This window comes from Streptomyces sp. M41 (genome assembly GCF_043673425.1).
Classification (GTDB): domain Bacteria; phylum Actinomycetota; class Actinomycetes; order Streptomycetales; family Streptomycetaceae; genus Streptomyces.
Map to the genome: position 1 here is coordinate 335,589 of NZ_JBIMKE010000005.1, position 26,681 is coordinate 362,269.

Consider the following 26,681-nt stretch of genomic DNA (forward strand, 5'->3'; position numbering starts at 1 on the left):
GGTGGACGTGGGTGGGGCCTGAGGGCCGATTTGTCGACAGACTCATGCTTCTCTGTCGACTTGTCCCCAGGTCGAGATGCGGACCTGTGGATAACCCCTGTGGATAACGACTATCGGCAGGTAGGACTGGCTCAGAACCGCCCGTCCTGACAGCGCGCCACCCAGTCCGCAGCCGACACGAACTCCTCGTCCGACGTACCCGGACGCGGCGGCTGGACATCCCCCGGCTGCATGCCCGCGCGCGGATACGAGCCCAGGAATCGCACCTCGAGGCAGATCCGCTTCAGCCCCATCAGCGCCTCCGCCACCCGGCGGTCGGAGATATGGCCCTCGGCGTCGATGCAGAAGCAATAATTGCCGATGCCGGCGCCCGTCGGCCGGGACTGGAGCAGCATCAGGTTTATGCCGCGCGTGGCGAACTCACCGAGCAGGTCACGCAGGCCACCGGGGTGGTCGTCGCGCTGCCACAGCACCACGGACGTCTTGTCCGCGCCGGTCGGCGCCGCGGGCCGGGCCGGCCGCCCGACCAGTACGAACCGCGTCTGGGCGTTCTCCGCGTCGTGGATCCCGGTCTCCAGGGCCTCCAGGCCGTACCGGGCGGCTGCGAACTCGCCGGCGAAAGCGGCGTCGTACTGGCCCTCCTGGACCAGGCGCGCGGCGTCCGCGTTCGAGGCGGCGGACTCCCAGTGGACGTCGGGGAGGTTCTTCTTCAGCCAGTTGCGCACCTGCGGCTGGGCGGCCGGGTGCGCGGAGACCGTCTTGATGTCGGACAGCTTGGTGCCGGGGCGGACCAGCAGCGCGAAGGTGATCGACAGCAGCACCTCGCGGTAGATCATCAGCGGCGCGCCCGCGACCAGCTCGTCGAGCGTGGTCGTGATGCCACCCTCGACGGAGTTCTCGATCGGCACGAACGCGGCCTCGGCCTCGCCGGCGCGCACCGCGTCGAGCGCGGACTGCACGGACACATAGGGGATCAGCTCCCGGGTCGCGGCCTCGGGAAGCGTGCGCAGGGCGACTTCGGTGAAGGTGCCCTCGGGGCCCAGATAGGCATAGCTCGCTGGCATGACCTCACCCTAATGGGCCTTGCGAAACGCGGCGCACAGATCTCACCCGGCCGCCGGAAGGGATGAACCGGCGCCGCGGGCCGGGCCGGCCGCCGTCATCGCCGCCGTCACCCCTCCAGCAGCCGCTGCCCCACGTACTCGCCCTCGGCCGCCCCACCCGGCACCGCGAAGAGCCCGCTCGCCTCGTGCCGGATGAACTTCGACAGGGCGTCGCCCCGGTCGAGCTTGCGCTGGACGGTGACGAAGCCGCGCAGCGGATCGGCCTGCCAGCAGACGAACAGCAGCCCGGCATCGGGCACCCCGTCCGCGTCGATGCCGTCGTGGTACGAGAACGGGCGTCGCAGCATGGCGGCCCCGCCGTTCTGGTCGGGCCGGGTGATACGGGCGTGCGCGTTGATCGGGACGACCAGGTTCCCCGCCTTGTCGGTCTTCTCCAGGTCCATCTCGGTCGTCTCGGTGCCCCCGGACAGCGGCGCCCCGTCGGACTTTCGGCGCCCGATGACCCCCTCCTGCTCCTTGAGCGAGAGCTGCTCCCAGTCGTCGAGGAGCATGCGAATACGGCGTACGACGGCGTAGGAGCCGTTCGCCATCCAGGCCGGGTCGTTCGAGCCGGACTCCGGCACGAAGATCCGCTCGTCGAAGTCGGCCTCCGCCGGCTTCGGATTGCGGGTGCCGTCCACCTGGCCCATGAGGTTGCGGGCCGTCATCGGGTGCGCGGTGGCACCCGGCGAACGGTTGAAGCCGTTCATCTGCCATCGCACCCGGGCGGCCCGGCCGGCGTCCTTCTGGATCGCGCGCAGGGCATGGAAGGCGACCAACGCGTCGTGCGCGCCGATCTGCACCCACAGGTCGCCGTTGCTGCGCGCCCTGTCGAGCTGGTCGGAGGAGAAGTCGGGCAGCGGGTCCAGGGAGACGGGGCGCTGTTTCTCCAGGCCGGTCCGTCCGAAGAAGCTGTGCCCGAAGCCGAAGGTGATCGTCAGCGAGGACGGCCCGGCGTCGCGGGCGACATCCGTGTCGTCCTGCTTGGCCGCCTCGCCCGCCATCAGCCGCCGGGCCGTCTCCGACCAGCGGCGCAGCAAGGCCGCCGCCTCCTTGCGGCCCGCGCCCGCCGCCAGGTCGAAGGCGACGAGATGGCCGCGCGACTGAAGGCCCTGGAGGATGCCGGGCTGATGTTTCCCGTGAAACATCACCTGATCGGCACCCAAGGAGGTCAGCGGCGTCGCCTCGGCCGGCCGCGCCGCATACCCGACGGCCCCGCCGGCCGCACCGAGCACCAGCCCGCCGGCCCCGGCCGTCCCGAGCAGCCGACGCCGTGACAGGCCCTCGCGGGTGTCCTCGACAACGCCCCCGTCGAGCGCCGTGTCCCGCGTGCGGGCCTGCGGAATGGACTGGTCAGCCATGGTGGTTCAGCCGATCTGCGCGTTCTTGGAGACGGTGGCCTGGTCGATGTCGGAGGTGCGCACGGTCACGGCGATCTTCCACTCGCCGGCCATGGGGATCTGCACTCCGCTCGCCGACCAGTGTCCGGTGGCGATGTGGTCCGGGACGACGGGCAGCGGCCCGATGTCCTGGGCCTCGAGGGTGAAGGCGATCTTCACCTCGGGGATGTCGAAGGCACGGCCATTGGGCCGCTGGACGTAGACGTGCATCTCGTTGCCGCCCACGCGCGCGGGATCGAGGTCGATCCGGACGACGCCCTTGCCGTCCTCGCCGCCGGTGTCGAAGGACATGTCCAGGGTCAGCGCCCCGGACGACGACGCGTCGGCGGAAGCGGCCGACGCTGCCGCCCTGGCCTCCTCCTCCGTACGCCCCGGCTCGGTCGAGGTGAGCATGGTGGTGACCGCGAGCAGGACGACCGCGACCCCCGCCTCGGCGAGTACGGAACGCCGCAGCCCGAACCGGTTGGGGTCGGCGTCCCGCTGCCGCTTCTGCCGGGCCGCGTCGATCGCGTCCCGCTGCCGGGCGAGCTGGGCGGCACGCTCGGAGCCGCCGCGCTTTCCGTCGTGCCCTCTGTCGCGCGTTCCGTCGTGCCTTCCGTCGGGATCTGCGCCGCGCTTCCCGCCGGAGGCTTCGTCCTCCCCGCCGGACACGGTGGCCGAGGCGGCCTTCTTGCCGGTGGAGGACAGGGCGGCCGAGGCGGTCTTCTGGCCCGAGGAGGCAGCGGTGGCGTGCGTTTTCTCGCCCGGACCGGTCTCCCTCGCGCCCTTGACCGTCTCCTTCGCGCGCGTGCCGGCGTCGTCACCCTTGCCCGGGTTCAGTACCGCTGCCTCCGCCAGGCGCGTCGTCCACCGGCGTGAGATCCACGCGACCCCGACGAGCAGCACCACGAGCCCGATCTTGACGAGCAGCAGCTGCCCGTAGCGCGTGCCGGTGAACGCCGACCAGGACCCGAGCTGACGCCAGGACTGGTAGACGCCGGTCGCGACCAGCGCCAGCACACTGCCGAAGGCGACGCGCGAGAAGCGTCGTACGGCACTCGCCCCGACCGGTGCGTCCGCGGGGGTCCGGTAGAGGGCGACGAGAAGGGCGGTGAGCCCGCCGAGCCAGGCCGCGACAGCGACCAGGTGGACGATGTCGACGGGCATCGCGATCCCGGCCTGGAGCCCGGTGGAGGCGTGCTCGGACATCGCCCAGCTCGCCGCGAGCCCCGCGGCCACCACGGTGCCACCGATGGCGAGCCCGAAGGTCAGGTCCTGCTTCTCCTCGTCCTCGCGCTTGTCGTACGCCCCGAAGAGGACGGCGATGAACAGCGCCGCCGCGGCGAGCAGCAGCAGCCGGGACACCAGCGCGGCGCCCGTCTTGGTCTGGAGCACCTGCCCGAGCAGCTCCAGGTCGAAGATGTCACCGACCTTCGAAGTGGTGGTGTACGAGCCGCGCAGCAGCAGCAGTCCGAGTGTGGCGGCGGTCAGCGCCAGCCACCCGGAGACGACGAGCCGCTGAAGCGCCCGCACGCGCGAACCGCGCTGCCAGCAGGCCAGTACGAAGGCCGCGCCGCCGACGAGGACGATGAAGCCGGCGTACGACACGTACCGCCCGAAGCCGTAGAGCAGGCCGACCACGCCGCCGCCCGCCTCCTGGCCGGAGACGGAGACCGAGGTCTGTGAGGGGGCTCCGATGGAGAAGGTGTAGGCGCCGGCGACGGGATGGCTGTCCTCGGACACCACCTGGTAGGTGACGGTGTACGTGCCGTCGGGCAGGCCGCCGTGGAGTTTCACGGAGTACGTGGTGCCGCCGCCGAGGTTGGCCGGGTCGCCGCGGTCGATGCGCTTGCCCTTGGGGTCGAGCACGCGCAGGGAGTCGTCGGACAGGGCGACCTTCTCGGAGAAGGTCAGCGAGACCTGCTCCGGCGCCTTGTCCACCACCGCGCCCTGCCGGGGGTCGCTGCCGGTCAGCGCGGCGTGCGCGGAGACCGGCCCGGCACCGGCGAGGAGCAGCCCGGTGGCGGCCAGGAGCAGCAGCACCAGGGTCCGGACACGGGGAGCGATGGTCTGGGACAAGGCGATCTCTCCCTCAGTGTCCGGTGTGCGGGCGGTAGGTGGCGGGCTGCACCGGCATCTCGACGGTGACCGTGCCGGACTCGGCGAAGTGGAGCCGCACGGTCACCTTCTCGCCCTGCTTCGGCTTGCGCTTCAGCTTCTCGAACATCAGATGGCTGCCGCCGCTCTTGAACACCAGCCGGCCGTGCGCGGGGACGGCGATGTCCTTGACCTCCTGCATCGAGGAGTCGACGGTCTCGTGGGTGGTGACATCGCCGACGTCGCTGGTGACGGAGGTCAGTTCGTCGTCCGCGCCGCCCTTGTTGGTGATCGTCAGGAAGCCGGCGGCCATCGAGTCCGAGACCGGCTGCGGCATGTAGGCGCCGCTGACGGACAGTTCGGCGCCGGAGCCCGAGGAGTCCTCGGAGCCGCAGCCCGCGAGGACGAGGGCGGCGGCCGTCACCGTGGCCGCCAGGGTCACCGGGGCGAAGCGCCTCACGGCTTGGCTCCCTCGATCAGCTTGGGGAGGTCCTTGGTGAAGTCGTCGACCTCGGCTTCCTCGGTGTAGAGGACGTAGCCCGCGTCGGTCTTCGGTGAGAAGGCGACGACCTGGGTGCCGTGGGTGGAGACCATCTTGCCGTTCTTGTCCTTGTGCGGCGGATCGATGGAGATGCCGAGGGTGCGGGCGCCGGCCTGGATGGTGTCGAAGTCGCCGGTCAGGCCCACGGCCTGCGGGTCGATGCCCTTGAGCCACTTGCCGAGGGCGGAGGCGGTGTCGCGCTCCGGGTCGGTGGTGACGAACACGACCTGCAGCTCGTCCTGCTCGGACTTGGGCAGCTGCTTCTTGGCGACGGCGATGTTGTTCATCGTCAGCGGGCAGACGTCGGGGCAGTTGGTGTAGCCGAAGTAGAGCAGCGTCGGCTTGCCCTTGGTCTCCTTGCGGAGGTCGTACTTCTTGCCGCTCGTGTCGGTGAGGACCAGGTCCGGCTTCTCGAACGGCTTGTCGAGGACGATGGCGGCCTTGTCCGAGCCGGCTTCCTCGGAGACCACGGTGACGGGCTGCTTGCCGTCGTCACCGCTGCCGCAGGCGGAGAGGGTGAGGGTGGCGGCGGCGAGCAGTCCAGCCGCCGCGAGGGTCTTCGTGCGCATGGAAATGTCCCAGTGGTGTGAGGTCCGGCGCGCACCGGGGGCGTGCCCCGGCGCGCGCCGTGAACCGGAGGGGCCGTCAGGCAGTGGTGCGCCGACGGCCGGCGAGCACGCCGTACGCCACGCCCAGCGCGCCGACGACGATGCCGACCACGCCCAGGACGCGGGCGGTGGTGTCGCTGCTGTCGGCGGGCTCGGCGGCGTGGGTCTTGGCGGAGGCGGCCTCGGCGTCCTCGGAGTCGTCGGCCTTGTCGGCGGACGACGAGCCGTGGTGCCCCTCCTCGGCGGCGGACAGCTCGAGGACCGGCGCCGGGTTCTCGGGCTCCTCCTGGCCCTTCTGCGGCACCTCGATCCAGCGCACGACCTCCTTGTTGGAGTACGTCTGGATCGCCTTGAAGACGAGCTGGTCCGTGTCCTCGGGCAGAGTGCCGACGGAGACGGGGAACTTCTGGAAGTAGCCCGGCTCGACGCCCTTGCCGTCGGCGGTCCAGGTGACCTTGGTGACGGCCTCGGTGATCTTCTTGCCGTGCATCTCCAGCGGCTTGTCCAGCGTGGACTTGGTGACGTCGGCCTTCCAGCCGGGGACGGGCTGCGGCATCACGGAGGCCAGCGGGTGCTCCGCCGGGAAGGTCACCTCGAGCTTGGTGGTCGAGGCGTTGTCGCGCTCGTTGGGCACCTTGAAGGCGACGACCGCGTAACCGCCCTTGGCGGCCGTGCCCTCGGGCTGCACGCTGACGTGGGCGAAGGCGGGGACGGACAGGACGAGCACGGCCGAGCCGGCGAGGGCGCCGACGGCGGCGAGGCGGGAGACCTTCATGCTGAGCACTCCACAGTGACTGAGATTCGAATGTCGATGGTGAATCGGTGGTGAAGAGGAGTACGCGTACGCGGAGGTGCCCGATCATCCGAGAAGGACGAGAAAGGCGAGTGGGGCGGGAACGGAGGGCGACGGCCACAAAGCAGTGGGAAGTCCGTCGTCCCCGACCGAGAACCGGGTACGCGCGCGTGCCGCGCGACGGCGGCACCTCGTCCCCACGGCAGTGGAGTGGTGGTCGCGTCGCGTCAGGCGGCGAGAGCGAATGCGGCGCCGGCCGGCGGGCCGCGCCTGATCACCGTGTGCTGAAGCGCGAGGGTGCGGGGCTCGGGCGGGGCTGACCACTCGGCGCGCAGGACGCGCGGGCCCGCCTCGGGCGCCCCCGGGAGCCCGGCACGCAGGGCGCGCACCAGCGCGAGCGCCCCGCGCAGGGAACGTACGAACGCCCCCTCGGTGACCCCATGCGCCGACAGGGCCGACATCTCGGCGATCCGGAGCAGGGCCAGGTCGCCGCGGCGCAGCAGCCACCCCGCTACGGCCGCCGCGAGGAGGTGCGCCAGCACCATGGACAGGGACGGCAGCAGGGCTGCGTAGGAGTCCGGGGCGGTGGCCGCGGCGTCCGCCGCCCGGTGCGAGGCATGCGTTTCCGTGCCCGGCCCGAGCCGCGCCTCGGTGAGGATCCGCTGGGCCTGGGCGGGGCTGATCGCCGCCGCGGTGGCCCCACAGACGAGTCGCGCGGCCTGCTCCACGAGCGCCGCGTCGGACAGTGGGGTGGACGAGGAAGCCGATGTGGCGGCGGAGGCGGCGGAGACCGCGGCCGTCGCCCCGTGCTGCCCGAGCCCGAACAGCGTGTGCAGAACCGTCTGACCTGCCGCGAGCAGCCCCGCGATCCCCGGCAGGGAACGCTCGCGCCCCGCGAACGGCACCGTGACCAGCAGCACGCCCAGGAACCCCGCGCCCAGCGTCCACAGCGGGATGGTGGCGCAGGAGCCCAGCACATGCCCGACCCCGGCCAGCACGACGCAGACCGCGGCGAACACCGCGGCCCGCAGTATCCGGAGATCACTTCCGGAGCGCACCGTGCGCGGGTGGGGGGCAGTCATGGCGGGCTCATCATCGCACTGGCCGCATGACCGCCATACGGCAGGTCCACAAGATGACGTACGGGGCGTAGCGGCCCGTACAACCGGAAGGTCACCTTCTGATGTGGGCTGCCCCCACATACACCGATTCCCCCGTAGGCGCATCGACCATATGGGCGGCATCACGTCAATGGTGTGCTTACAGGCGGGCGCTCGCGGCAATACGTAACGGTATGTCGAGCCGCAGCCAGGAGGCTGGAGCATGAGCATCTGGTGGTCACTCCATCTGCGGCGGGACGCCGCGAGCGTGCCCCTCGCCCGGCGGTTGCTGATCGGCACGATGGAGACCGCGGGGGTGGACCCCGATGTGTCGTACGACCTCTCCGTGGCGCTCAGCGAGGCATGCGCGAACGCCGTCGAGCACGGCGGCGACATGGCGCCCGACGGCTCACCCCAGGCATACCGCGTCACGGCCTACCTGGACGGCGAGAAGTGTCACATCGAGGTCGCCGACTCGGGCCCCGGCTTCACCGCCCCGCCCCGCGCCCCCCTCCCGGCGTCCACCGAAGCCGAGCACGGCCGGGGTCTGTGCCTCATCGAGGAACTCGCCGACCACGTCCAGATCGGCAACGTGCCGGGACTGGGCGGGGCGGTGGTGAGCTTCGACAAGATCCTCAAGTGGCGGGAGGGCGCACCGCTGATGGCGGTTTAGCCGCCTGGCCGTCCGTCGCGGGCCGCGCGGCCCGTCAGGGCACGAGCCCGGCCCGTCCGACCGACGCATGCTTCCCTTCCTGCGCCTGCGCCGACTTCCCTTCCTGCGCCTGCTTCCCCTCCTGCGCCCGCGTCTGCTTCTCTTCCTGCGCCTGCTCCCCTTCCAGCACCTCGCCCCCTTCCCGTTCCCCTTCCCGTTCCCGCTCCTGCTCCCGCCGCCCGGCGGCCCAGCGAGCCGCCGGCCCCATCGCGTACGACGCCGCGAGCATCGCCCCGCCCAGCAGCAGCCAGCCCGGCGTCCCCCACTCGACCAGCAGTGTCGTCAGCAGGAGCGGGCCAAGGGCGCGGGCGACCGTGACGCCGGTCCCGAACAGGCCCTGGTACTCGCCGACCCGGTCTTGCGGGGCCAGGTCGAACGACAGCTGCCAGGAACCCGCCGACTGCCCCATCTCGGCGATCACTTGCAGCACCGCACCCAGCACCAGAACCCCGACGGCCACCCACAGGGAGGCCCCTGCCGACCACGCGAACACCACGCAGGCGGCGAGCATCACCCAGCCCGCATGGCGCACCACGCGCACGGCAGCGGTTGGCCCTGTGACCCTGCGCGCCGCCCTGACCTGGAACAACATCACCGCACCGGTGTTGAGCACGAACAGTGCGGACACCAGCCAGGCCGGGGCATCGGTCCGCCTGGTGATCCACAACGGCAGGACCAGACTGAGCAGCGGAAGCCGCAGCAACAACACGGTGTTGAGCAGGGCGACCACCGCATAGGGACGGTCCCGCAGCACACCGGCCCGCGCACGCCCCCGACTCGGTACCGCCACCACCGAGGGCAGCCGGAGCAAGAGCCCCGCGCAGAGCAGGAAGCTCACCGCGTCCAGCGCGAACACCGCCAGATACGCCGTGCGCGTCCCGGCGTGCAACGCGAGCCCGCCGAGCCCCGCACCCACCGCCAGGCCGGCGTTGAGCGTCGACTGGAGATGCGCCAGCAACCCCGTTCGCTCCCCGGCGGACACCAGCCCCGCGAGCAGCGCCTGCCGTGCCGCCGCGAGCCCGGACTGCGCGGCGGCGTACGCGCACGCGGCCAGCACGAACGGCACGAACCCCCGCACGACCGTGAAGGACGCCACCGCGAGCCCCGTCGCGAGGGCCAGCAGCACCGCCGTACCGCGCGGCCCGCGCCGGTCGGCCAGCCGCCCCAGCGGAACCCCGACCAGCGAGCCGACCGCCCAGCCGACCGTCAGCCCGAGCCCCACGCGCGCGGGGGCGAGGCCGACGACCTGGGTGAAGTACAGCGCCGACGTCGTGTAGTAGGCGCCGTCCCCGATGGAATTGCTCAACTGGGCGAGGGCGAGGACACGTTGAGGTCCGGCGGGCGGGACGAGGCGGGTTGTCATGCCGACGACGTTAGACAGGCTGTGGGCCGCTCGACAGGCCCAATCCAGGGGCATCTCGGTGGCCCAATTCAGGCCCCGTCCAGCACCTTCCCCAGCACGTCCAGCGCCTGTGGATACGCCCGCTCCCGAGGCGTGCCGTATCCCACGACCAGCCCCTGCGGTCGTCCCTCGGCACCGGCCGGCGCATGCCAGTGCTCGCCGAGACGCCCCACCGCGAGCCCTTCCGCCTCGGCCCGCGCCAGCACCTGCGCCTCGTCGTCGACCTCCACCAGCGCGTGCAGCCCGGCCGCGATCCCCCGCACCCGCCTCCGCGTCCCGAGCCGCTCCACGAGCCGGTCCCGGCGCCGCCGGTACCGCAGCCGGCAGGCCCGCACATGCCGGTCGTAGGCATGGCTGTCGATCAGCTCGGCGAGCGCCAACTGGCCTATGGACTCGGTGTGATGGTCACTGTGCAGCTTGGCGTCGGCCACCGCGTCGACGAGATGCGGCGGCAACACCATCCACCCGAGCCGCAACGCCGGCCCGAGCGTCTTCGAGGCGGTCCCCAGATACACGACCTGCCCCGGCGCCATTCCCTGCAAGGCACCGACGGGCTGGCGGTCGTAGCGGAACTCCCCGTCGTAGTCGTCCTCCACGATCAGCCCGCCACGCGCGCGTGCCCAGTCGGTGAGGGCGCGCCGCCGCTCGGGGTGCAGCGTCACGCCGGTCGGGTACTGGTGCGCGGGCGTCACGACCACGGCCGCACAGTCGCCCAACTCCGCGGCGCACGCACCCCGTTCGTCGACGGGCACGGGCACGACGAGGCCCCCGTTGCGCCGCACCACGTCCCGGTGGAACGGCAGCCCCGGGTCCTCCATGGCGACACCGCCGCCCTCCAGCACCCGCGTGAGCAGCGCCAGGCCCTGCACATACCCGGAGGTGATCACGATCCGCTCGGGCGGCGCGATCACTCCACGCGCCCGCCCCAGATACCCCGACAGCGCGGCCCGCAGCTCGATCCGCCCCCGTGGATCGCCGTAGTCGTACGCCGGGGAAGGCGCCGCGGCGATGGCCCTGCGCAGCGCCCGCAGCCAGGCAGCCGCGGGAAACGCTCCCACGTCCGGACTTCCCGGCCGCAGATCGAAACGCGGCGCACGCGCGCGTGCGGCGGCCTGCGTCGCTTCGGCGTCGACGGGCGGCAGCGCGGCGACCCGGGTCCCCGAGCCCTGCCGAGCGGTCAGGTAGCCCTCGGCGACGAGTTGGTCGTAGGCCGCTTTCACGGTGTTGCGTGAAACCCCGAGCTCGGCGGCGAGCCGTCTGGTGGCGGGCAACCGCTCCCCGGGAGCGAGCCGCCCGTCCCGTACGGCATCGCGCAGCGCCCGCTCGAGCCCCGCACGACGCCGGTCGGCGACGGCGAGTTCCAGATGCAGGTCCACAGCAACTCCCTGGAAGGGCGCGGGGCGGTATCGACATGGGGCTGCGCCGCGTGGGCGCGACCAGCCCCCACGACCCGCGGACGCCGACGGCCGGGCACCCCTCGGTACCCGGCCGTCGGCGCGAACGTCAGCTCTTCAGAGCCGCCATCCAGCTCTCGACCTCGTCCGACCGGCGCGGCAGGCCGGCCGACAGATTCCGGTTCCCGTCCTCGGTCACCAGGATGTCGTCCTCGATCCGCACTCCGATGCCCCGGTACTCCTCGGGCACGGTCAGGTCGTCGGCCTGGAAGTACAGCCCCGGCTCGACGGTCAGCACCATGCCGGCCTCCAGCGTGCCGTCGACATACGACTCCACGCGCGCGGCGGCGCAGTCGTGGACGTCCATGCCGAGCATGTGCCCGGTGCCGTGCAGCGTCCAGCGCCGCTGGAGTCCGAGCTCCAGCACTCGCTCCACCGGTCCCTCGACAAGCCCCCAGTCGACGAGCCGCTCGGCCAGCACCCGCTGCGAGGCGTCGTGGAAGTCCCGGTACTTGGCGCCCGGCTGCACGGCCGCGATACCGGCCTCCTGGGCGTCGTAGACGGCGTCGTAGATCTTCTTCTGGATCTCGCTGTAGCGGCCGTTGATCGGCAGCGTGCGCGTGACGTCGGCGGTGTAGTACGTGTGCGTCTCGACGCCCGCGTCCAGCAGCAGCAGGTCACCGGAGCGCACGGGTCCGTCGTTGCGCACCCAGTGCAGCGTGCAGGCGTGCGGGCCGGCCGCGCAGATGGAGCCGTAGCCGACGTCGTTGCCCTCCACGCGCGCGCGGAGGAAGAACGTGCCCTCGATGTAGCGCTCGCTCGTCGCCTCGGCCTTGTCGAGGACCTTCACGACGTCCTCGAAGCCGCGCACGGTCGAGTCGACGGCCTTCTGGAGCTCGCCGATCTCGAACTCGTCCTTGACGAGACGCGCCTCGGACAGGAAGACCCGCAGCTCCTCGTCCCGCTCGGCGGTGACCTTGTCGGTCAGGGCCGCCTCGATGCCGGCGTCGTACCCGCGCACGACGCGCACCGGGCCGGTGGCCTCACGCAGCTTGTCCGGGAGCTCGCGCACGTCGGACGCGGGGATGCCGTACAGCTTCTCCGCCTCGGTCAGCGAGTGCCGGCGGCCGACCCACAGCTCGCCCTGGCCGGAGAGCCAGAACTCGCCGTTCTCGCGGTCGGAGCGCGGCAGGAGGTAGATCGTGGCCTTGTGACCCTCGCCCTCGGGCTCCAGGACGAGGACGCCGTCCTCGGTCTGGTTGCCGGTGAGGTAGGCGTACTCGACCGATGCGCGGAAGGGGTACTCGGTGTCGTTCGAGCGGGTCTTCAGGTTGCCGGCGGGGATCACCAGGCGCTCACCCGGGAAGCGCGCCGACAACGCGGCACGGCGGGCGGCCGTCTCGGCGGCCTGGGGGATCGGCCGCAGGTCGTGCAGCTCGGTGTCGGCCCAGCCGGACTTCATGTTCTCGGCAAGCTCGTCGGACACGCCCGGGTACAGGCCGTTCTTGCGCTGCTTGGTCGGCTCTTCTGCGCTCCCTTCCAGGTCCGCTGCGGTGGCAGCGATGGACTCGGAAGGGGTGAGCTCGTCGGCCACGGTCATCCTCCTCGATACGGCACTGGACCCCGTCCATCGTACGGTCGTACTGGAGGGGGCCCAGGGGAAAAGATCGGATGCCGACCGCTGCTATGGCGTGGACGGGATGCCTGTTATGGGCGGGCGATCATGAGTGGGTGACCGACCGCCAGGGTCCGCCACGGTTCCGCACGCCACCGTCCCCACGCCACGGCCCGCTATTCGAAGCGCGCGGCGAGCAGTACGACGTCCTCCTCGCTGTCCGCCTGGTCGAGGCCGTCGGGCAGCACGGTGCGCAGGACATGGTCGACCACGGCGTCCGGGTCGTGCCGGATCGCCCTGGGCACCCCGGCCGCCGCCGAGTGCAGCCGGGCGAAGGCGCGGTCGGTGGGGTCGCCGGTGCGGTGCAGCAGCCCGTCGGTGTACAGCAGAACCGTCTCTCCGGCTTCCGCGGTCAGCTCGAGGCTCGGGGCCTCCCAGCAGGCCAGCATGCCCAGCGGCGCGGACACGGACGTCTCCACGAACTCGGTGCGCCGCTCGCCGATCAGCAGCGGCGGGGTGTGCCCGGCGCCCGCGAGCGTGAGCTTGCGCAGGGACGGCTCGCAGTAGGCGAACAGGGCGGTGGCGGAGCGGGCGGGCTCGGTGAGCCTGAGCAGCAGCTCGAGGTCCGACAGGACCGCGACCGGGTCCTCGCCCTCCATGACGGCGTACGCCCGCAGGCTGGCCCTGAGCCGGCCCATCGCCGCGACCGCGCTGGGCCCGGAGCCGGTCACCGAGCCGACCGCCAGGCCGAGCGCGGCGTCCGGCAGCGGCAGGGCGTCGTACCAGTCGCCGCCCCCGCGCGGGCCGGTGCGGTGCCGGGCCGCGAGCTGGACGCCGGCCATGCGCGGCAGCCGGGAGGGGAGCAGCTCCTCGGCCATCGTGCGCATGGACGCGCGTGTGCGCTCGACTTCGAGGAGGCGGGCCAGGTGCTCGGTGGCGTAGCGGACGTACAGACCGACCAGGTGGCGTCGGCGCTCGGAGGGTTCGGCGGGCTCGTCGTACAGCCATACGGCGGCGCCGAGGCGGCCGGCGGCATCGGTGGACAGGGGGAGGGCGTAGCTCGCGGCGTAGCCGAGGCGGGCGGCCACCTCGCGGTGGCGGGGGTCGAGGCCGTCCTCGGAGAGCAGATCGGGCTGGGCGATCTCGCCGTCGCCGCCGGGCAGCCCGTCGAGGATCTTCCCGTACGACATCGCGCTGCGCGGCACGGTCTCGATGTGCCCCAGGTCGGCCCGGGCGAGGCCGAGTCCGATGGTGGTGTCGGGGCCCAGGCCGTCGGCCGGTTCCAGGACGACCAGACCGCGGCGGGCGCCGACGAGGGCGGCTCCGGCGCGCAGGAGCTCCTGGAGGGCCTCGGCGAGCATGTCCGTACGGGCCAGGCGTTCGGTGAGTTCGTGGAGGGTGGTGAGGTCGGAGACCCAGCCGGCGAGCCGGTCCTGGAGCAGTGCGCCGGGCGCGTTCGGTGAGGGGACCGATGAGGCTGCCGGGGCCACGGGCGCGGGCGCGACAGTGTGTGCGGGTGAGGGAACCGTGGAATCGATTCCGGCCACTTTCGAAGGGTGAGGGGCGTTCATGGCGTCCGGCTTTCCGACCGGTGCGTATTGCTCAAAAGCATCGCAAACCCCCATGTCATTCTGCGCCGCTAGCAGTGTCTCCACATGTACACGCACTCGTGAGGGGATGTCCAGCATTGTCCTGCCGGGATTCCTGGTGTCCGTGGGTGACCGGAGCACTCCTCGTAGACCTCTTGCGTAAAGGCAAAGTTGGCTTAAAACTGCCTCAGGGAACGGGCTATTGCGGTCGACTGGTTTCGCTCCACGGAGCGTCACAGCGGTCGTGATGGGTACGTACTCGGTGAAGGCCAGGGGTGGTTGTGGACCACCCGGAACCTGGTGACGGACCCGGGCGTCTTAGCCACCGACGACCGTGCCCCATCCTCCCGCGGCGGAGGCGAAGGGAAATACGGGGGACGGCAAAACGCCAGACTTCGCCACCCCACGCCACGCCCATGTTTTTGATGGACGCACAGTAGGGACGAGGCTGCCGCGGAAGCAGCCGACGCTCGGCCCATAGGGGTTTCCCCTGCTCGTGGCAGGGGTGTGATGCGCCAACAGGTACGCACAGTGAAGTGATCGACACATGATGTGATGTGGACCACGGTGTTGCCAGCGGTGCAACGGAAAGGAACGAGCGCTCATGCGCGAGATCCTCGGAAGGCGACGCAGGCTCCTGCGCGGTGACGGGAAGTCTGAATTGATCAGCGCGGCCCTCACTTACGCGACGCAATGGCGCTGGCCCGTACTCCCGGGCGTGACGGCCCACCCGCAGGGACGCTCCCGCTGCGGCTGTCCCGACCCGGAGTGCACGGTGCCCGGCGCGCACCCCTTCGACCCCGGTCTCCTCGCGGCGACCACCGACGAGCGCATGGTGCGCTGGTGGTGGACCAACCGCCCCGCGGCGCCGATCATCCTCGCCACCGGCGGCCCGGCCCCCTGCGCGGTCAGCCTGCCCGCCCTGCCGGCCGCGCACGCGCTCAGCGCGCTGGACCGCATGGGCATGCGGCTCGGCCCGGTCGTCGCCTCGCCCTCACGCTGGGCGATCCTGGTGAAGCCGTACTCGATGGAGCAGCTCGGCGAGCTGCTGTACGCCAAGGACTTCGTCCCCGGCTCCCTCCGCTTCCACGGCGAGGGCGGCTATCTCGCCCTGCCCCCGTCCGAGACGGGCCAGGGCGCCATCGGCTGGCAGCGCGCGCCGCTGCCCGGCTCGGCCTCACCCTGGGTGCCCGATGTCGAGGCCGTGGTCGACGCGGTGGTGGAGGCCCTCACTCGTACGGGTGTGAGCGCACCCGAGTTGTAGGGGTGTCCGGCGCGCGCGGGAGGGCGCACGCACGCGTGGTCGTTATCTTCCGTTATATGCCGCGTCACGCTGAGACACGCCGCCCAGGCACTGGAAAAGCTGGAAAAGTCCGTCTGCTCGCCCTCACCGGCGTCGTGGTGTGCGCGGTCGCGCTGCCGCTGGCCGTGGCGTCCGCGGGACCCGTGGGCGAGGAGGAACGCGCCCACGGTCATACGTCACGCAAAGCCGAGCGTCCTTCGGCACAGCCGTCCCCCACCGGCGACGCCAAGGCGCCCTCCGCCGAGCCGGGCGACGCCCCGCTGCCGCTCGGGCTCGGCCTTGCCACCGCCGCCCGCTGCGGACCCGAACTCACCTCGCCCGAGGGGATCGAGGCGCAGACCTGCGTCCTCACCCAGGGCGAGGAGACCTGGGCCCGCACCTACTTCCGCAATGCGACCGGCGGCGCACTGGAATCCGTACTGAGCCTCATGGGGCCCGAGGGGCGCACGGTGCAGATGCGGTGCGCCGGGGGCGCGGAGGACGAGCCGGGCACCTGTGAGACGCCCCGGCAGCGCACCCAGGGGGGCCCGGACGCCTATACGGCGGTCGCGGAGTTCGCGGCGCGGGCCGGGAGCGGGCCGCTGCTGCTGCGCTCGGCGAGCAACTCGGCGCCGGACAAATCCGGGACGCCCACGGGCAGTTGACACCCGGTGTCGTTCCGTAAAGAAACGCGCACATGAAAAGACCCGGTTGCTGGCGACGGGGGATGCACCAGCAACCGGGCTAATGGAACGGTAACAAGAGATCGGCGGTTCGCAAATTCGATCCGGGCTTTCCAGTCACGGATTCCCTTGCTCCGCATGGGAGTTGTGATCGGATTCACCCCTCCCGTGCGGGCCGGTTCGGCTGAACGGTCGGTCAGCCGAACCCGATCTCCGCGCCTGCCGTCAGCTGAGCGTGACCTGCCGGTTGGTCAGCCCGCCCCGCGCGCGGCGCTCGTCCGCGGTGAGCGGAACGTCCGTGGCCAGCGCCGTGGCGAGGCGCTCGGCGAACTCGGCCGCAGGCTTCTCCACCTCCTCCGCGCCGACGCCGCTCGGCAGGTCCCAGACCGGCACCGTGAGGCCGTGAGCGCGGAAGGAGCCCACGAGCCGGGTGCCTTCGCCGAGGTTCGACTTCCCCGCCGCGTGCAGCCGGGCGAGGGCGTCCAGAAGCTGCTCCTCGGCGTGCGGCATGACCCAGCGCAGGTGGTTCTTCTCCGGCGTCTCGCACCAGTAGGCGGAGTCCACGCCGGTCAGCTTCACGGTGGGGATGGCCGCGGCGTTGGCCCGCTCCAGGGAGGCGGCCACCTCCGGAGTGGCGTTCTCCGCGTCCGGGACCCAGAACTCGAAGCCCGAGTGCACAACTGGCTCGAACGCGCCTTCGGGATCGAGCAGATCCTGCAGCCGCGGGCCGTCCGCCGGGGCGCGCCGGCCCTGGATCGGGGTGCCGGGCTTGGCGGCGAGGGCCTGCTGGAGGGTGTCGGCGAGGTCGCGGCTGATGTCGCCCGACGCCGTGTCGTTCTGCAGGCCGAGCAGGACCGAGCCGTCCTCGCGGCGCAGGGCCGGCCAGGCCATCGGCAGGACGGTGGCGAGGGTGATGGACGGGACGCCCTCGGGGAGGCCGCCCTTCAGGGTCAGCTCGACGGTGGCCGCCGGCACCAGTTCACGCAGGGCCACCCAGTCGCATTCGCTCGGCAGCCCCTCGAACGGCCGGTGCACCAGCTCGGTCACCGCCTGCGCGGCGGCCCGGCCGTGGCATGCCTTGTAACGTCGCCCGCTGCCGCAGGGGCAGGGCTCGCGCGCGCCTACGACCGGGATCTCTCCATCGCTGAGCTGCGGGCGCTTGGCCTTGGTCTGGGGTCGCTTCTTGGCCATCGTGGCTGTCTCCCGGTTACGGCTCGTCTCGTACGGGCGCGAGCCTAGCCGTTCATGCCATGGCCGTCGGGAGCCTGTGGACAACCCACGAGTCGTGCCGGAAAGAGCTCCCGGCGGGCGACGGTCGCGCGGAGCCGCGCGCGTGACTGGTGTTCACCGTCCATGTCCTGGTGCTCGGTCCGGGTCCGGGTCCTGGTGCTCAGCCCGGGTCGCTCTCAGCCCGGGTCGCTCTCAGTCCAGGTCGTCGAAGGCGTCGGCGAAGTCGAGGCCGGGTATCGCGCTCACGGGCGGTGCTGCGACGCGCGTAGCGAAGTCCGCGCGGCGGTGCGCGGCATCCGGATCATGAACGTCGTCGTGGACTACGACCCATACGGTGACCTCGCCACGGGCGTCGTCCCTGACGCCCCAGTCGTCGGCGAGCGCGGTGACGATGTTCAGCCCACGGCCGCCGTGTGCGGTGACCGAGGGCGTGGCCGGAGCAGGGCGGGTGGGTCCGCCTCCGTCCGTCACCTCCACGGTGAGCCTGCCGCCTCTGTCCACGCGCCATGCGGCCCGGACATCGCCGTCCCCGGCGAGTGCGTCCCCCAGCGGCCGGCCGTGTTTGCAGGCGTTGCTCAAGAGTTCGGAAAGAATCAGTACGGCATCGTCGATGACCGATTCCGCTACGCCGCCCCTGCGCAACTGAGTGCGCATACGGTGTCGCGCTTTCCCCACGCCCGCAGGGCCATGGGGAACGGCCATGCTCGACGACGTGGGCACCTCCTGTGCCACCACCAACGCCACCCCCGAGACCTCCTTTGCCCCACGCCACGGTGTGGATGCCCCATTGGCCTGTACCGGAAACCGGCCAATCAAGGTCCGGGGACGCATTCACATCGATCGAGTACGGACCGAACGCGCCGGAGCACTCCCTGTAATCAGGATGGCTGGAACTCGACGGTGTGGCTGAGAGTGGAGGATGGGGTGGGTGGGGCTTACGGGTCAATAGGTCGTGCAGTGATTGGCACGGTTCGAGGGGTTTCCCGGTGGGCGGCCCGCTCGTCCACGCGCGCGTGTCAGCGGCCGAGCCGGCGCAGCACCGCGCGCGGGCGGTTGGTGATGATGGCGTCGACGCCCAGGTCGACGCAGAGGTCGACGTCCTCCGGCTCGTTCACGGTCCAGACGTGCACCTGGTGTCCGGCCCCCTTCAAACGCTCCACGTAGGTGGGGTGGTTGCGCACGATCCGGATCGAGGGGCCCGCGATGTGGACGCCCGCCGGCAGCCGTCCGTCCCGCAGCCGGGGCGAGACGAACTGCATCAGATAGACGGTCGGCAGCGTCGGCGAGGCGGCACGCACGCGATGCAGCGAGCGCGCCGAGAAGCTCATGACGCGCACCGGTGACTCCTCGGGGGTGGCGGGCGTGTCCAGCCCGAAACGCTTCAGCAGCACCAGCAGCCGTTCCTCGACCTGTCCCGCCCAGCGGGTCGGATGCTTGGTCTCGATCGCCATCTCGACCCGCCGCCCGGCGTCGGCGACGAGCTCCAGCAGGCGCTCCAGGGTGAGGACGGAGGTGTCCTCGGGGTCCTCCGGCCGCACCTCCCAGTCGGGCTCCTCGGTCCGGTTCTTCCACGAGTCGCGGTTCCTGCGGGAGCCGAAGTCCAGGGCGGCGAGCTCGGCGAGTTCCAGGGCCGAGACCGCGCCGCGGCCGTTGGACGTACGGTTGACGCGTCGGTCGTGGACGCAGACGAGATGGCCGTCGGCGGTGAGGCGTACGTCGCACTCGAGGGCGTCGGCACCGTCCTCGATCGCCTTCTTGTAGGCGGCCAGGGTGTGCTCGGGAGCGTCTTCGGAGGCTCCGCGGTGGGCGACGACTCGGATCTGCTGCTGCCGTGCGTGGGTCACCGCGTCATGGTGCCACCGCCCGGGGGTGGACGGGCGACCGGAGGGATTGCAAGGGTGCTGGAATTGCGCCCGTTTAGTCAGAGATGCCCAATATAAGGATTGGCCGTGGACGCACAGCAACCGCTTATGGTGCTCTGACGGCCCGTGGGAAAAGCTGACGGCATACATAAATGGCATGCACAGCTGAAACGCACCGACCGCCGAAGATGAAAAATGGCAAGCGTGAACGGGCGTGACTGAGTGCGACCGAGTGCGACCGAAGACAACAGCCGTGGATCGAGGAGAGAAGCTGTGAGCACCGAGAACGAGGGCGCCGCGGTACCCCCGGCCCCGCCCGCACCCCCCGTGCCGGTGGATGCTCCCGCTGCGCCGGCGTCCCCGGAGCGTCCGGCCCCCGAGGGCGACGCCGCCCCGACCACTCAGCTGCCGCCGGTCCCCGGCGCCGCCCCGGCGAGCCATGAAGGTTCCCAGCCGTATGCCGCCCAGGCGCCCAACGGTGCTCAGCCGCCGTCGAACGGGGTCCAGACGCCCGCCGCGTCCCAGGGCTCGGCGCCCGACGCCTCCTGGCCGCCCCCGCCGCCGCCGGCCGCGCCGCAGTACGGGGAGAGCGGTGCCGTCGCGGGTGGTGCGGGCGCAGGTGCCGGCTTCGGCGGGGCCGGGGGCCCGGGGGCCGGCTGGGGGAGCACCTACCAGCAGCCGGCGCCGAAGTCCGGCCGTGGACGCGGTGGTCTGCTCGCCGCGGTCCTCATCGCCGCGCTGGTCGCGGGCGGCCTGGGTGGCGGCCTCGGCTACACCCTGGCGAAGAACGAGGACAACACCTCCTCGACGACCGTCTCCGCCTCCGACAGCGGCGGCTCCGTCAAGCGTGACCCGGGCACCGTGGCGGGCGTGGCCGCCAAGGCGCTGCCCAGCACCGTCACCATCGAGGCCGAGAGCAGCAGCGGCGAGGGCGGCACCGGGACCGGTTTCGTCTTCGACACCGAGGGCCACATCGTCACCAACAACCACGTGGTGGCCGACGCGGTCGACAGCGGCAAGCTTGCGGCGACCTTCCCGAGCGGCAAGAAGTACGAGGCGGAGGTCGTCGGCCACGCACAGGGCTACGACGTGGCGGTCATCAAGCTCAAGAGCGCCCCGTCCGACCTCAAGCCGCTGACCCTCGGCAACTCCGACAAGGTGGCGGTCGGCGACTCGACGATCGCGATCGGCGCCCCCTTCGGCCTCTCCGACACCGTCACCACGGGCATCATCAGCGCCAAGAACCGTCCGGTGGCCTCCAGCGACGGCACCGGGAGCAACGCCTCCTACATGAGCGCCCTCCAGACCGACGCCTCGATCAACCCCGGCAACTCCGGCGGCCCGCTGCTGGACGCGCAGGGCAACGTCATCGGGATCAACTCCGCGATCCAGTCCGCCGCCAACGGCCTCGGCGGCACCAGCCAGTCCGGCTCGATCGGCCTGGGCTTCGCCATCCCGATCAACCAGGCCAAGTACGTCGCCCAGCAGCTGATCAAGACGGGCAAGCCGGTCTACGCGAAGATCGGCGCCTCCGTCTCGCTGGAGGACACCAGCGACGGCGCCAAGATCACCGAGCAGGGCGCCAGCGGGTCGGACGCGGTCGAGGCGGGCGGCCCCGCCGACAAGGCCGGCCTGAAGCCCGGTGACGTCATCACCAAGCTCGACGACCGGGTGATCGACTCCGGCCCGACCCTCATCGGCGAGATCTGGACCCACCAGCCCGGCGACAAGGTCACGCTCACCTACGAACGGGACGGCAAGTCCCACACGATCGAACTCACCCTGGGCGCCCGCACGGGCGACAGCTGACGCCGAGGGCACGCGCGCGTAGGCCCAGTACCGAAGATCCGAAACCGAAGATCCGAAACCGGGGATCCCCGAAACCAGAGATCCGAAACCGGGGATCCCCGAAACCGGAGATCCGCTACCGGGAGAATCCGACCGCACGCGCGCGTGCCGGCCCCCATCGCCGCGGGCCGGAAACCGATCCACCGATCCCCCTGCCCGATTGTCGGCATGGGCTATCGTGCCCATTCGATCTCGGCGGTTCGCGAACGGGAAGTACAGAGGGGGACGGTCTCGGTGTCCGATCTTGGACGGCTCGTCGCCGGCCGGTACCTGCTGGTGGAGCGGGTGGGCAGTGGCGGCATGGGCACCGTGTGGCGGGCCGAGGACAAGCGCCTCGGCCGTCAGGTCGCCGTGAAGAAGCTGCGCATCCCGCCGCATCTCCAGGACGACGAGGTCCAGACGCTCTACGAACGCACCCGTCGCGAGGCCCGCAGCGCCGCCCGGATCACCCACCCCAACGTGATCGTGGTGCACGACGTCGTCGACGACGAGGGACTGCCGTGCATCGTCATGGAGTACATACCCTCGGCCACGCTGAGCGACGTACTGAAGCGACGCGGTGCGCTGCCACCGGACGAGGCCGCTCGGATCGGCCGTGCCATGGCCGCCGCACTGCGCGCCGCGCACGACGCCGGAGTCCTGCACCGGGACGTCAAACCCGCCAACGTCCTGCTGGGCAACGACGGACGGATCGTTCTCACCGACTTCGGGATCGCCATGGAGTCGGGAACGTCCTCGCTCACCAAGCCCGGGGAGCTGATCGGCTCCATCGGCTATCTGGCACCCGAACGGCTCAGGGGCGCGCGTCCCGATCCCGGTCCGGCCAGTGATCTGTGGGCGCTCGGGGCAACGCTGTACCAGGCGGTCGAGGGGCAGGACCCCTTCCGCCGCACCACCGCGATCGAGACGGCGTACGCCATCGCGACGGACCCCTACGAGCCCCCGCGCAACGCCGGGGACCTGGCCCCCGTGATCGAGGGCCTGCTCCTCAAGGATCCCGAGCATCGCATGGACGTACACGAAGTCGAACGGCGCCTGGGCGACGTGAAAGGCACAGGAACGGTGCGCATCGACGCGCCGACACGCCCCGACCGCGCCGACGCCCTCAAGCCCGTGAACCAGCAGGAACAGAAAACGACGGCCGGCAACCGCCGTCGCCGTACGGTGCTGGTGTCGGCCCTCGCGCTGGCGCTGACCGCCTCTCTGGTGGGCGGCGCGCTCTGGTGGTTGAAGGGCGGCGATGCCGGCAAGCGGCCCGCGCACGCCTCCGGCGCCGACGGTCCCACGCCCTCGCCGAGCACCAGCTCCACGACGCCCCCGCCGCTGCCCGCCGGCTACCACCTCGAGCAGGTGGGCACCGGCCTCTCGGTACCCGTGCGGGACGGCTGGACCAGCAAGACGCTCCCCGGCGGCGAGGTCGCCTACATCGACCCGTCCAAGCTGGTCGGGCTCAGGGTCAATGTCGTCGAGTTCGCCGGCACCGACCCCCTCAAACACTGGCGTGAGACGGAGGAGGACCAGACCGCCCGTGACAACCCCGGCTACGAACGCGTGCGGATGGCCGAGACGACCTTCCGCGGACGCCCGGCCGGGTACTGGGAGTTCACCTTCGACGGCAGGGCTCGCAAGTACCGCGCGGCGGAACTGGCCTTCGCAAGCACCGACGGCACCCAGTACGTGATCTACCTCTCCGCCCCGGACGACCAGTGGCACGAGCACCGCCCGTCCTTCGACACCGCGGTCAGGGGGGTCGGCTTGCGGGGGGAGAGCTGAGGGGGAGCGGGACGGCGGGCCGCCACGGCGTGGTGTGCCGTCCGGTGTCCGTCCGCCTGTAGCGCGAAGCCGAGCGACTCCCCACAGCGCGGACGCTCGCGCGCACAGGGAACCTGGACGCCTCCGCCATCATCTCTGTCACTGTCTGTGCACGCTCACCCTGGCGTGGCATCAGGTTGCTGCTCGATGTTGCTCAACTGCCGTGATCAACGAGGAGTCATTGCATGCGCCGCCATGGTGCCGCGCCGGCCTTGCTGGCCGCCCTGCTCTCGGGGTGCGCCGCGAACAGCGGCGCTGCCGGCTCGACAGCCCCGGCCACAGCCCCGGCCTCTTCGCCATCGATCGCTGTGGCGGCGGACCCCAAGAAGGCATCCCGGGACGCCCTGGCCCTACCGACGAAGCCTGATTTCCTGCTTCCGGTCACCAAAGGCACGGCAAGCCGCATGCTGCCCGCGTTCACGCCGACCGAGAACGTCTACACCATCCATGCCCGTTGTACGGGCGAGGGCACCATGACGATTCGGTACGGACCCAAGGACTCAGATCCTTCCGAGATCGCGTGCGGCGCCCCGGTCACCATCGGCCGGGTCCACACCGCGCCCAGCGAACAGAAGCATTTGTCCGTGCAGATCGACGGCGCTGATGTGCACTGGTCCATGGCCGTCCTGTCGGGCACTCACGCCATGTAGTGCCCTCCAAGGGGATCAGAAGGGCGATGGACCTGTGGTCCACCCAGGCCGAGCCCACCTGAGTGGACCACTGACCCCACACAGCGCCCGAGGCCGGTACGCTGTACCCGCTCCGCCCCAGGTGGGCCGGGGCGAGGTGGGTTGCCCGAGCGGCCTAAGGGAACGGTCTTGAAAACCGTCGTGGCAGCGATGTCACCGTGGGTTCAAATCCCACACCCACCGCGCGGACGGAAGGCTCCTGACCAGCAATATCGGTCAGGGGCCTTCGTCATTCACGTTGCTTGTCGGTGACCGGGGCCTCCGAGAGTCCGAGCCCCGGTCCGTCGGGCCCGGATGGGGCATGGCCGCGGATCAGTTCTCGTGCGGTCGGCCGTCGCGGACCCACGTCACCACTGTCAAAGCTGCCGTGATGTACATCAGGACGCTGAAGGTGGCGACGGATTCGACGTACTGCTCGTAGCCGTTTGCGCGAAGTTGCAGCGCAAGGGCGCCGAGTGCGGTTCCGAGTACGGCGGTCACCGCGGCCATGGCGACGAACGGGCCCTTCGTCATTGGTACTTCCCCCAAGCCAAGAGACGGTTGATCACCATCGAGGCTACATGCATCGCTGTTTCAGCGGCCTCGCTCGGCTCAGGACTTCTTCGCTGCCGTCCGTTTCGACGCCCTGCCGGTGCTGGAGCGAGTGCGCCCGGATGCGGAGGACGCGGTCTTGCGTGCGCCCCGGGTCCCACCGCCCCCGGCCTTCGGTGCGGTCGTCGGTGTCTCGTCGGACTTCGTCGCCCTGGGCGCCGGTCCGGTGGGCCACTTGAACTCGATCTCCAGCTCGATCTCCCCGTCACCCACCTCCACCTCGATCTCGCCGCGAAGATCGGAGGGGATCCGCAGGCTCAGCGTCCAGGGGTCGATCTCCACTTCGGCCTCCCCGCCCTGCCTCAGGGCCGCTGCCAGGGCCTCCAGCTGATCAGCCGCTTCGAGGCGGGACAGCGAGCGCTTCTGTTCCAGCTTGAGGTCCGACATCGCATTCTCCGATCCAGCACATGTTCAGACAGCAGGTATGGCCCATTTTGTCGCCATATGCCGACCTGGACATCTTGCTGAGAAGCTCAGCGACTCCGAGGCAGGTCTACAGCTCGTGGTCCCGCGCCAACTCCTCCCACGCCACCTCCCGTAGCGCATCCTCCGCGTCGCAACCGGAGGGCACCTGCGGGGTCGGCTGGAACCAGATGATCGTCAGGGCGGAGCGGTGGAGGACCGGGTCGTGCTCGGGGTCGAGGGCCGTGGAGTGGAAGGCGCCGACGCAGGCCACCGACGGCAGCACCTCGACCGGACCGAAGGCGCCCGAGTACTGGTCGGGGTACTCGCGCGGCGGTGGGACGAGGTGGACCGCATTGCCGGGGTGCGCGAGCTCAGCCGTTCGCACGAGCCCCTTGATCGTCATGTCGTTGACCAGCTTGCACGGGTAGCCCTCGAGCATTCCGCCGTACGTCGAGGAGAGCCGCAGCTCGGACAGGTCGAGTTGGCGGCCGGAGGTGAGGACGACACGTGCCAGAGACATGGTCGGCACTTTAGGGCAGTGGTGCATCGAGCTCCCGGGAATTTCTGGCAGGGCGTCCACTCGCAAGGGTCCGCTCGCAGGGCGTCCACGCAGGGCGTCCGCTCGCATGGCGCTCATTCGCATAACGCTCGTTCGCATGGCGCTCCGTTCGCATGGCGTCCGAGCTCAAGGCCCGTGGCATGGCCCGCCTCCCCTCAGGCCCGATGCCCCGTCATCCGTGCCGCCGACGCGATCGTCGCTCGGGCCTCCCGTTCGCTCAGGCCGGTGTCGAGGGCCGCCTCGACCAGTGGGTCGACCAGGGCGGGGCCGATCCCGTCCTCGTAGGCGCGGCAGGCCGCCCAGAACAGCCGGGTGTTGCGCTGGCCCTCATGGGCGGCGAGTACGAACTGGACGAGCCCTTGCCCGTGGCCCGTCGACGGGGGCGTGGGCTGGTGCGTGCGGGGCGGGGGGAGCAGGAGGCGCAGGAGGGCGCGCGGGCAGGGCGCGGGGGCGAGGTGGGCGGTGCCGGGAGCGGTGCTGTAGACGCCGTGGTCGGTGCGGGAGCCGGGGCCGACCAGGTAGCCGCCGGCGCCGCGGATGTCGATGCCCGGCGCGAGCCGGCCCGCGGAGTTGGGGACGACGGCCTCGGCGGGGCCGGTGAGCCAGAGATGGCGGCCCCCGCTCGGCGTCAGGACCACCACCGTGGGCGGAATCGTGAAGAGGTGGCGCAGCGCGAGTTCCCGCAGGGCGGCCGAGGAGTCCGTACCGGATTTGGTGTCGAGGTCGATGCCGATCAGGTGGTGCGGGGGCAGGCCGCAGGCGATGCCGTAGCCCGTCGCCCAGGGCGCGGCGGCGAAGAGTTCGCGGATGCGGGCGGGGTCGGTCGAGGCGTCGTAGACCCCGTGCCCGACACGACCGCACTCGCCGTGGCAGGGCGCGGGGTCGGGTTGGCCGCGGTGCGGGGAGCGCAGGGCCGGGAGTTTCGTCCGGGACAGGGGGATGACGGCCAGTCCGCGTTCGGCGGCTGACAGGGCGTGTGCGAGGGCCAGCGTCGTGGCCTGCCGGTCGGTGGTGGCCATGGCTCTATGTTCGTACGTATGTTCGAAAAAGGAAAGGGGGGGAGGGGGTGGTCGGGGGTGGCTTGGCGGACTGGGGCGTTTGGCCGGCAGTTGCAGGAACGGTTCGTCCCCTGTGTGGCTTGGGTGTGAGCCGTCTGTGCCGTCCCGGTCTGTGACTTTGAAGTGACGAAAGGGGTTTATCGACTTGTCATCACGCTTCAGGGCGAATAGAGGCTTCCTGGGTGGTTCGCCGGGGATTCGGTGGGCAACTCTGATCTCGCGACGTCGTGCAGGACTCCGGGGCGGTCGGCCAACTGCCTGGGAACGAGCAGTACTTCATGCACCACCTATGCGTCCGGCGGGGAGCCTGGGCGCACCTGTTCTGGAGG

General features: G+C 71.1%; 24 protein-coding genes and 1 tRNA gene. 7 read left to right on the forward strand and 18 right to left on the reverse strand.

Going from position 1 to position 26,681, the window contains the following annotated elements; translation table 11 throughout:
- Positions 1-131 precede the first annotated feature (131 nt).
- The 7 genes from pheA to ACHBTE_RS10035 form a co-directional block, all read right to left on the reverse strand.
- Positions 132-1,064 carry a prephenate dehydratase gene (gene pheA, locus ACHBTE_RS10005; protein ID WP_394723232.1) on the reverse strand — a complete coding sequence of 311 codons (933 nt, stop codon included), beginning with the start codon at positions 1,062-1,064 and terminating at the stop codon, positions 132-134.
- A 107-nt stretch (positions 1,065-1,171) separates the two neighbouring features.
- On the reverse strand, positions 1,172-2,464 hold the full coding sequence (efeB, locus tag ACHBTE_RS10010; RefSeq protein WP_394723233.1) for an iron uptake transporter deferrochelatase/peroxidase subunit: 1,293 nt from the start codon (positions 2,462-2,464) through the stop codon (positions 1,172-1,174).
- 6 nt (positions 2,465-2,470) lie between these two features.
- On the reverse strand, positions 2,471-4,561 hold the full coding sequence (locus ACHBTE_RS10015) for a copper resistance protein CopC (protein ID WP_394723234.1): 2,091 nt from the start codon (positions 4,559-4,561) through the stop codon (positions 2,471-2,473).
- A 13-nt stretch (positions 4,562-4,574) separates the two neighbouring features.
- On the reverse strand, positions 4,575-5,039 hold the full coding sequence (locus ACHBTE_RS10020) for a copper chaperone PCu(A)C (protein WP_394723235.1): 465 nt from the start codon (positions 5,037-5,039) through the stop codon (positions 4,575-4,577).
- Entirely contained in the window at positions 5,036-5,689 is a 654-nt protein-coding gene (locus ACHBTE_RS10025) for an SCO family protein (RefSeq protein WP_394723236.1), read from the reverse strand. Before ACHBTE_RS10025 ends, ACHBTE_RS10020 begins: the two co-directional genes overlap by 4 nt.
- A 76-nt stretch (positions 5,690-5,765) precedes the next feature.
- A complete protein-coding gene (locus ACHBTE_RS10030) occupies positions 5,766-6,503 on the reverse strand; it encodes a YcnI family protein (protein ID WP_394723237.1) in 738 nt (245 codons plus the stop codon).
- A gap of 245 nt (positions 6,504-6,748) precedes the next feature.
- Complete coding sequence (locus ACHBTE_RS10035; protein WP_394723238.1) at positions 6,749-7,603, reverse strand: hypothetical protein; 855 nt, start codon at positions 7,601-7,603, stop codon at positions 6,749-6,751.
- 241 nt (positions 7,604-7,844) lie between these two features.
- On the opposite strand from ACHBTE_RS10035, the gene ACHBTE_RS10040 reads away from it, so the two are divergent.
- On the forward strand, positions 7,845-8,294 hold the full coding sequence (locus tag ACHBTE_RS10040) for an ATP-binding protein (protein ID WP_394723239.1): 450 nt from the start codon (positions 7,845-7,847) through the stop codon (positions 8,292-8,294).
- A gap of 34 nt (positions 8,295-8,328) precedes the next feature.
- Here the strand turns inward: ACHBTE_RS10040 and ACHBTE_RS10045 are convergent, their stop codons facing one another.
- The 4 genes from ACHBTE_RS10045 to ACHBTE_RS10060 all read right to left on the reverse strand — a co-directional run bounded on the left by ACHBTE_RS10045 (position 8,329) and on the right by ACHBTE_RS10060 (position 14,432).
- Entirely contained in the window at positions 8,329-9,696 is a 1,368-nt protein-coding gene (locus tag ACHBTE_RS10045; protein WP_394723240.1) for an MFS transporter, read from the reverse strand.
- A 68-nt stretch (positions 9,697-9,764) separates the two neighbouring features.
- Positions 9,765-11,111: a PLP-dependent aminotransferase family protein gene (locus ACHBTE_RS10050; RefSeq protein ID WP_394723241.1), complete on the reverse strand. Its 1,347-nt coding sequence runs from the start codon at positions 11,109-11,111 to the stop codon at positions 9,765-9,767.
- Positions 11,112-11,238: 127 nt separating this feature from the next.
- Positions 11,239-12,723, reverse strand: a complete 1,485-nt coding sequence (locus tag ACHBTE_RS10055; RefSeq protein ID WP_394723242.1) for an aminopeptidase P family protein — start codon at positions 12,721-12,723, stop codon at positions 11,239-11,241.
- A gap of 197 nt (positions 12,724-12,920) precedes the next feature.
- Positions 12,921-14,432, reverse strand: a complete 1,512-nt coding sequence (locus ACHBTE_RS10060; protein ID WP_394723243.1) for a PP2C family protein-serine/threonine phosphatase — start codon at positions 14,430-14,432, stop codon at positions 12,921-12,923.
- Positions 14,433-14,937: 505 nt separating this feature from the next.
- Here ACHBTE_RS10060 and ACHBTE_RS10065 point away from each other — a divergent pair.
- Positions 14,938-15,597: a bifunctional DNA primase/polymerase gene (locus tag ACHBTE_RS10065; RefSeq protein WP_394723244.1), complete on the forward strand. Its 660-nt coding sequence runs from the start codon at positions 14,938-14,940 to the stop codon at positions 15,595-15,597.
- A gap of 56 nt (positions 15,598-15,653) precedes the next feature.
- A complete protein-coding gene (locus ACHBTE_RS10070; protein ID WP_394723245.1) occupies positions 15,654-16,280 on the forward strand; it encodes a hypothetical protein in 627 nt (208 codons plus the stop codon).
- Between the two features lie 243 nt (positions 16,281-16,523).
- On the opposite strand, the gene ACHBTE_RS10075 is transcribed toward ACHBTE_RS10070, so the two are convergent.
- The 3 genes from ACHBTE_RS10075 to ACHBTE_RS10085 all read right to left on the reverse strand — a co-directional run bounded on the left by ACHBTE_RS10075 (position 16,524) and on the right by ACHBTE_RS10085 (position 19,372).
- On the reverse strand, positions 16,524-17,489 hold the full coding sequence (locus ACHBTE_RS10075) for a DUF5926 family protein (protein ID WP_394723246.1): 966 nt from the start codon (positions 17,487-17,489) through the stop codon (positions 16,524-16,526).
- A gap of 231 nt (positions 17,490-17,720) precedes the next feature.
- The gene (locus ACHBTE_RS10080; RefSeq protein WP_394723247.1) at positions 17,721-18,359 is read right to left on the reverse strand and encodes an ATP-binding protein; all 639 of its coding nucleotides are present in this window, start codon (positions 18,357-18,359) and stop codon (positions 17,721-17,723) included.
- 185 nt (positions 18,360-18,544) lie between these two features.
- Positions 18,545-19,372, reverse strand: a complete 828-nt coding sequence (locus ACHBTE_RS10085) for a glycerophosphodiester phosphodiesterase (protein ID WP_394723249.1) — start codon at positions 19,370-19,372, stop codon at positions 18,545-18,547.
- Positions 19,373-19,663: 291 nt separating this feature from the next.
- Between ACHBTE_RS10085 and ACHBTE_RS10090 the strand changes: the two genes are divergently transcribed.
- The 4 genes from ACHBTE_RS10090 to ACHBTE_RS10105 all read left to right on the forward strand — a co-directional run bounded on the left by ACHBTE_RS10090 (position 19,664) and on the right by ACHBTE_RS10105 (position 23,922).
- The gene (locus ACHBTE_RS10090; protein WP_394723250.1) at positions 19,664-21,199 is read left to right on the forward strand and encodes a S1C family serine protease; all 1,536 of its coding nucleotides are present in this window, start codon (positions 19,664-19,666) and stop codon (positions 21,197-21,199) included.
- Between the two features lie 273 nt (positions 21,200-21,472).
- Positions 21,473-23,011, forward strand: coding sequence for a serine/threonine-protein kinase (locus tag ACHBTE_RS10095; RefSeq protein WP_394723251.1), 1,539 nt, complete (start codon positions 21,473-21,475; stop codon positions 23,009-23,011).
- 224 nt (positions 23,012-23,235) lie between these two features.
- Positions 23,236-23,700, forward strand: coding sequence for a hypothetical protein (locus ACHBTE_RS10100; RefSeq protein ID WP_394723252.1), 465 nt, complete (start codon positions 23,236-23,238; stop codon positions 23,698-23,700).
- A 135-nt stretch (positions 23,701-23,835) separates the two neighbouring features.
- Positions 23,836-23,922: transfer RNA gene (locus ACHBTE_RS10105), tRNA-Ser, on the forward strand.
- 129 nt (positions 23,923-24,051) lie between these two features.
- Here the strand turns inward: ACHBTE_RS10105 and ACHBTE_RS10110 are convergent.
- The 4 genes from ACHBTE_RS10110 to ACHBTE_RS10125 form a co-directional block, all read right to left on the reverse strand.
- Entirely contained in the window at positions 24,052-24,252 is a 201-nt protein-coding gene (locus ACHBTE_RS10110; RefSeq protein ID WP_394723253.1) for an SCO3870 family protein, read from the reverse strand.
- A gap of 78 nt (positions 24,253-24,330) precedes the next feature.
- Positions 24,331-24,717 carry an amphi-Trp domain-containing protein gene (locus tag ACHBTE_RS10115; RefSeq protein WP_394723254.1) on the reverse strand — a complete coding sequence of 129 codons (387 nt, stop codon included), beginning with the start codon at positions 24,715-24,717 and terminating at the stop codon, positions 24,331-24,333.
- Between the two features lie 106 nt (positions 24,718-24,823).
- Entirely contained in the window at positions 24,824-25,255 is a 432-nt protein-coding gene (locus ACHBTE_RS10120; RefSeq protein ID WP_394723255.1) for a hypothetical protein, read from the reverse strand.
- Positions 25,256-25,449: 194 nt separating this feature from the next.
- Positions 25,450-26,313 (reverse strand): bifunctional DNA primase/polymerase, encoded by an 864-nt coding sequence (locus ACHBTE_RS10125; RefSeq protein WP_394723256.1) that lies wholly within the window; start codon positions 26,311-26,313, stop codon positions 25,450-25,452.
- Positions 26,314-26,681: the final 368 nt, after the last annotated feature.

Coding starts and splice junctions, on each gene's coding strand:
- ACHBTE_RS10115 (WP_394723254.1), bottom strand. CDS start 24,717: ATGTCGGACCTCAAGCTGGAACAGAAGCGCTCGCTGTCCCGCCTCGAA.
- ACHBTE_RS10125 (WP_394723256.1), bottom strand. CDS start 26,313: ATGGCCACCACCGACCGGCAGGCCACGACGCTGGCCCTCGCACACGCC.
- ACHBTE_RS10110 (WP_394723253.1), bottom strand. CDS start 24,252: ATGACGAAGGGCCCGTTCGTCGCCATGGCCGCGGTGACCGCCGTACTC.
- ACHBTE_RS10065 (WP_394723244.1), top strand. CDS start 14,938: ATGCGCGAGATCCTCGGAAGGCGACGCAGGCTCCTGCGCGGTGACGGG.
- efeB (WP_394723233.1), bottom strand. CDS start 2,464: ATGGCTGACCAGTCCATTCCGCAGGCCCGCACGCGGGACACGGCGCTC.
- ACHBTE_RS10100 (WP_394723252.1), top strand. CDS start 23,236: ATGCGCCGCCATGGTGCCGCGCCGGCCTTGCTGGCCGCCCTGCTCTCG.
- ACHBTE_RS10045 (WP_394723240.1), bottom strand. CDS start 9,696: ATGACAACCCGCCTCGTCCCGCCCGCCGGACCTCAACGTGTCCTCGCC.
- ACHBTE_RS10080 (WP_394723247.1), bottom strand. CDS start 18,359: ATGCGTCCCCGGACCTTGATTGGCCGGTTTCCGGTACAGGCCAATGGG.
- ACHBTE_RS10035 (WP_394723238.1), bottom strand. CDS start 7,603: ATGACTGCCCCCCACCCGCGCACGGTGCGCTCCGGAAGTGATCTCCGG.
- pheA (WP_394723232.1), bottom strand. CDS start 1,064: ATGCCAGCGAGCTATGCCTATCTGGGCCCCGAGGGCACCTTCACCGAA.
- ACHBTE_RS10025 (WP_394723236.1), bottom strand. CDS start 5,689: ATGCGCACGAAGACCCTCGCGGCGGCTGGACTGCTCGCCGCCGCCACC.
- ACHBTE_RS10075 (WP_394723246.1), bottom strand. CDS start 17,489: ATGGCCAAGAAGCGACCCCAGACCAAGGCCAAGCGCCCGCAGCTCAGC.
- ACHBTE_RS10040 (WP_394723239.1), top strand. CDS start 7,845: ATGAGCATCTGGTGGTCACTCCATCTGCGGCGGGACGCCGCGAGCGTG.
- ACHBTE_RS10060 (WP_394723243.1), bottom strand. CDS start 14,432: ATGCTGGACATCCCCTCACGAGTGCGTGTACATGTGGAGACACTGCTA.
- ACHBTE_RS10120 (WP_394723255.1), bottom strand. CDS start 25,255: ATGTCTCTGGCACGTGTCGTCCTCACCTCCGGCCGCCAACTCGACCTG.
- ACHBTE_RS10070 (WP_394723245.1), top strand. CDS start 15,654: ATGCCGCGTCACGCTGAGACACGCCGCCCAGGCACTGGAAAAGCTGGA.
- ACHBTE_RS10030 (WP_394723237.1), bottom strand. CDS start 6,503: ATGAAGGTCTCCCGCCTCGCCGCCGTCGGCGCCCTCGCCGGCTCGGCC.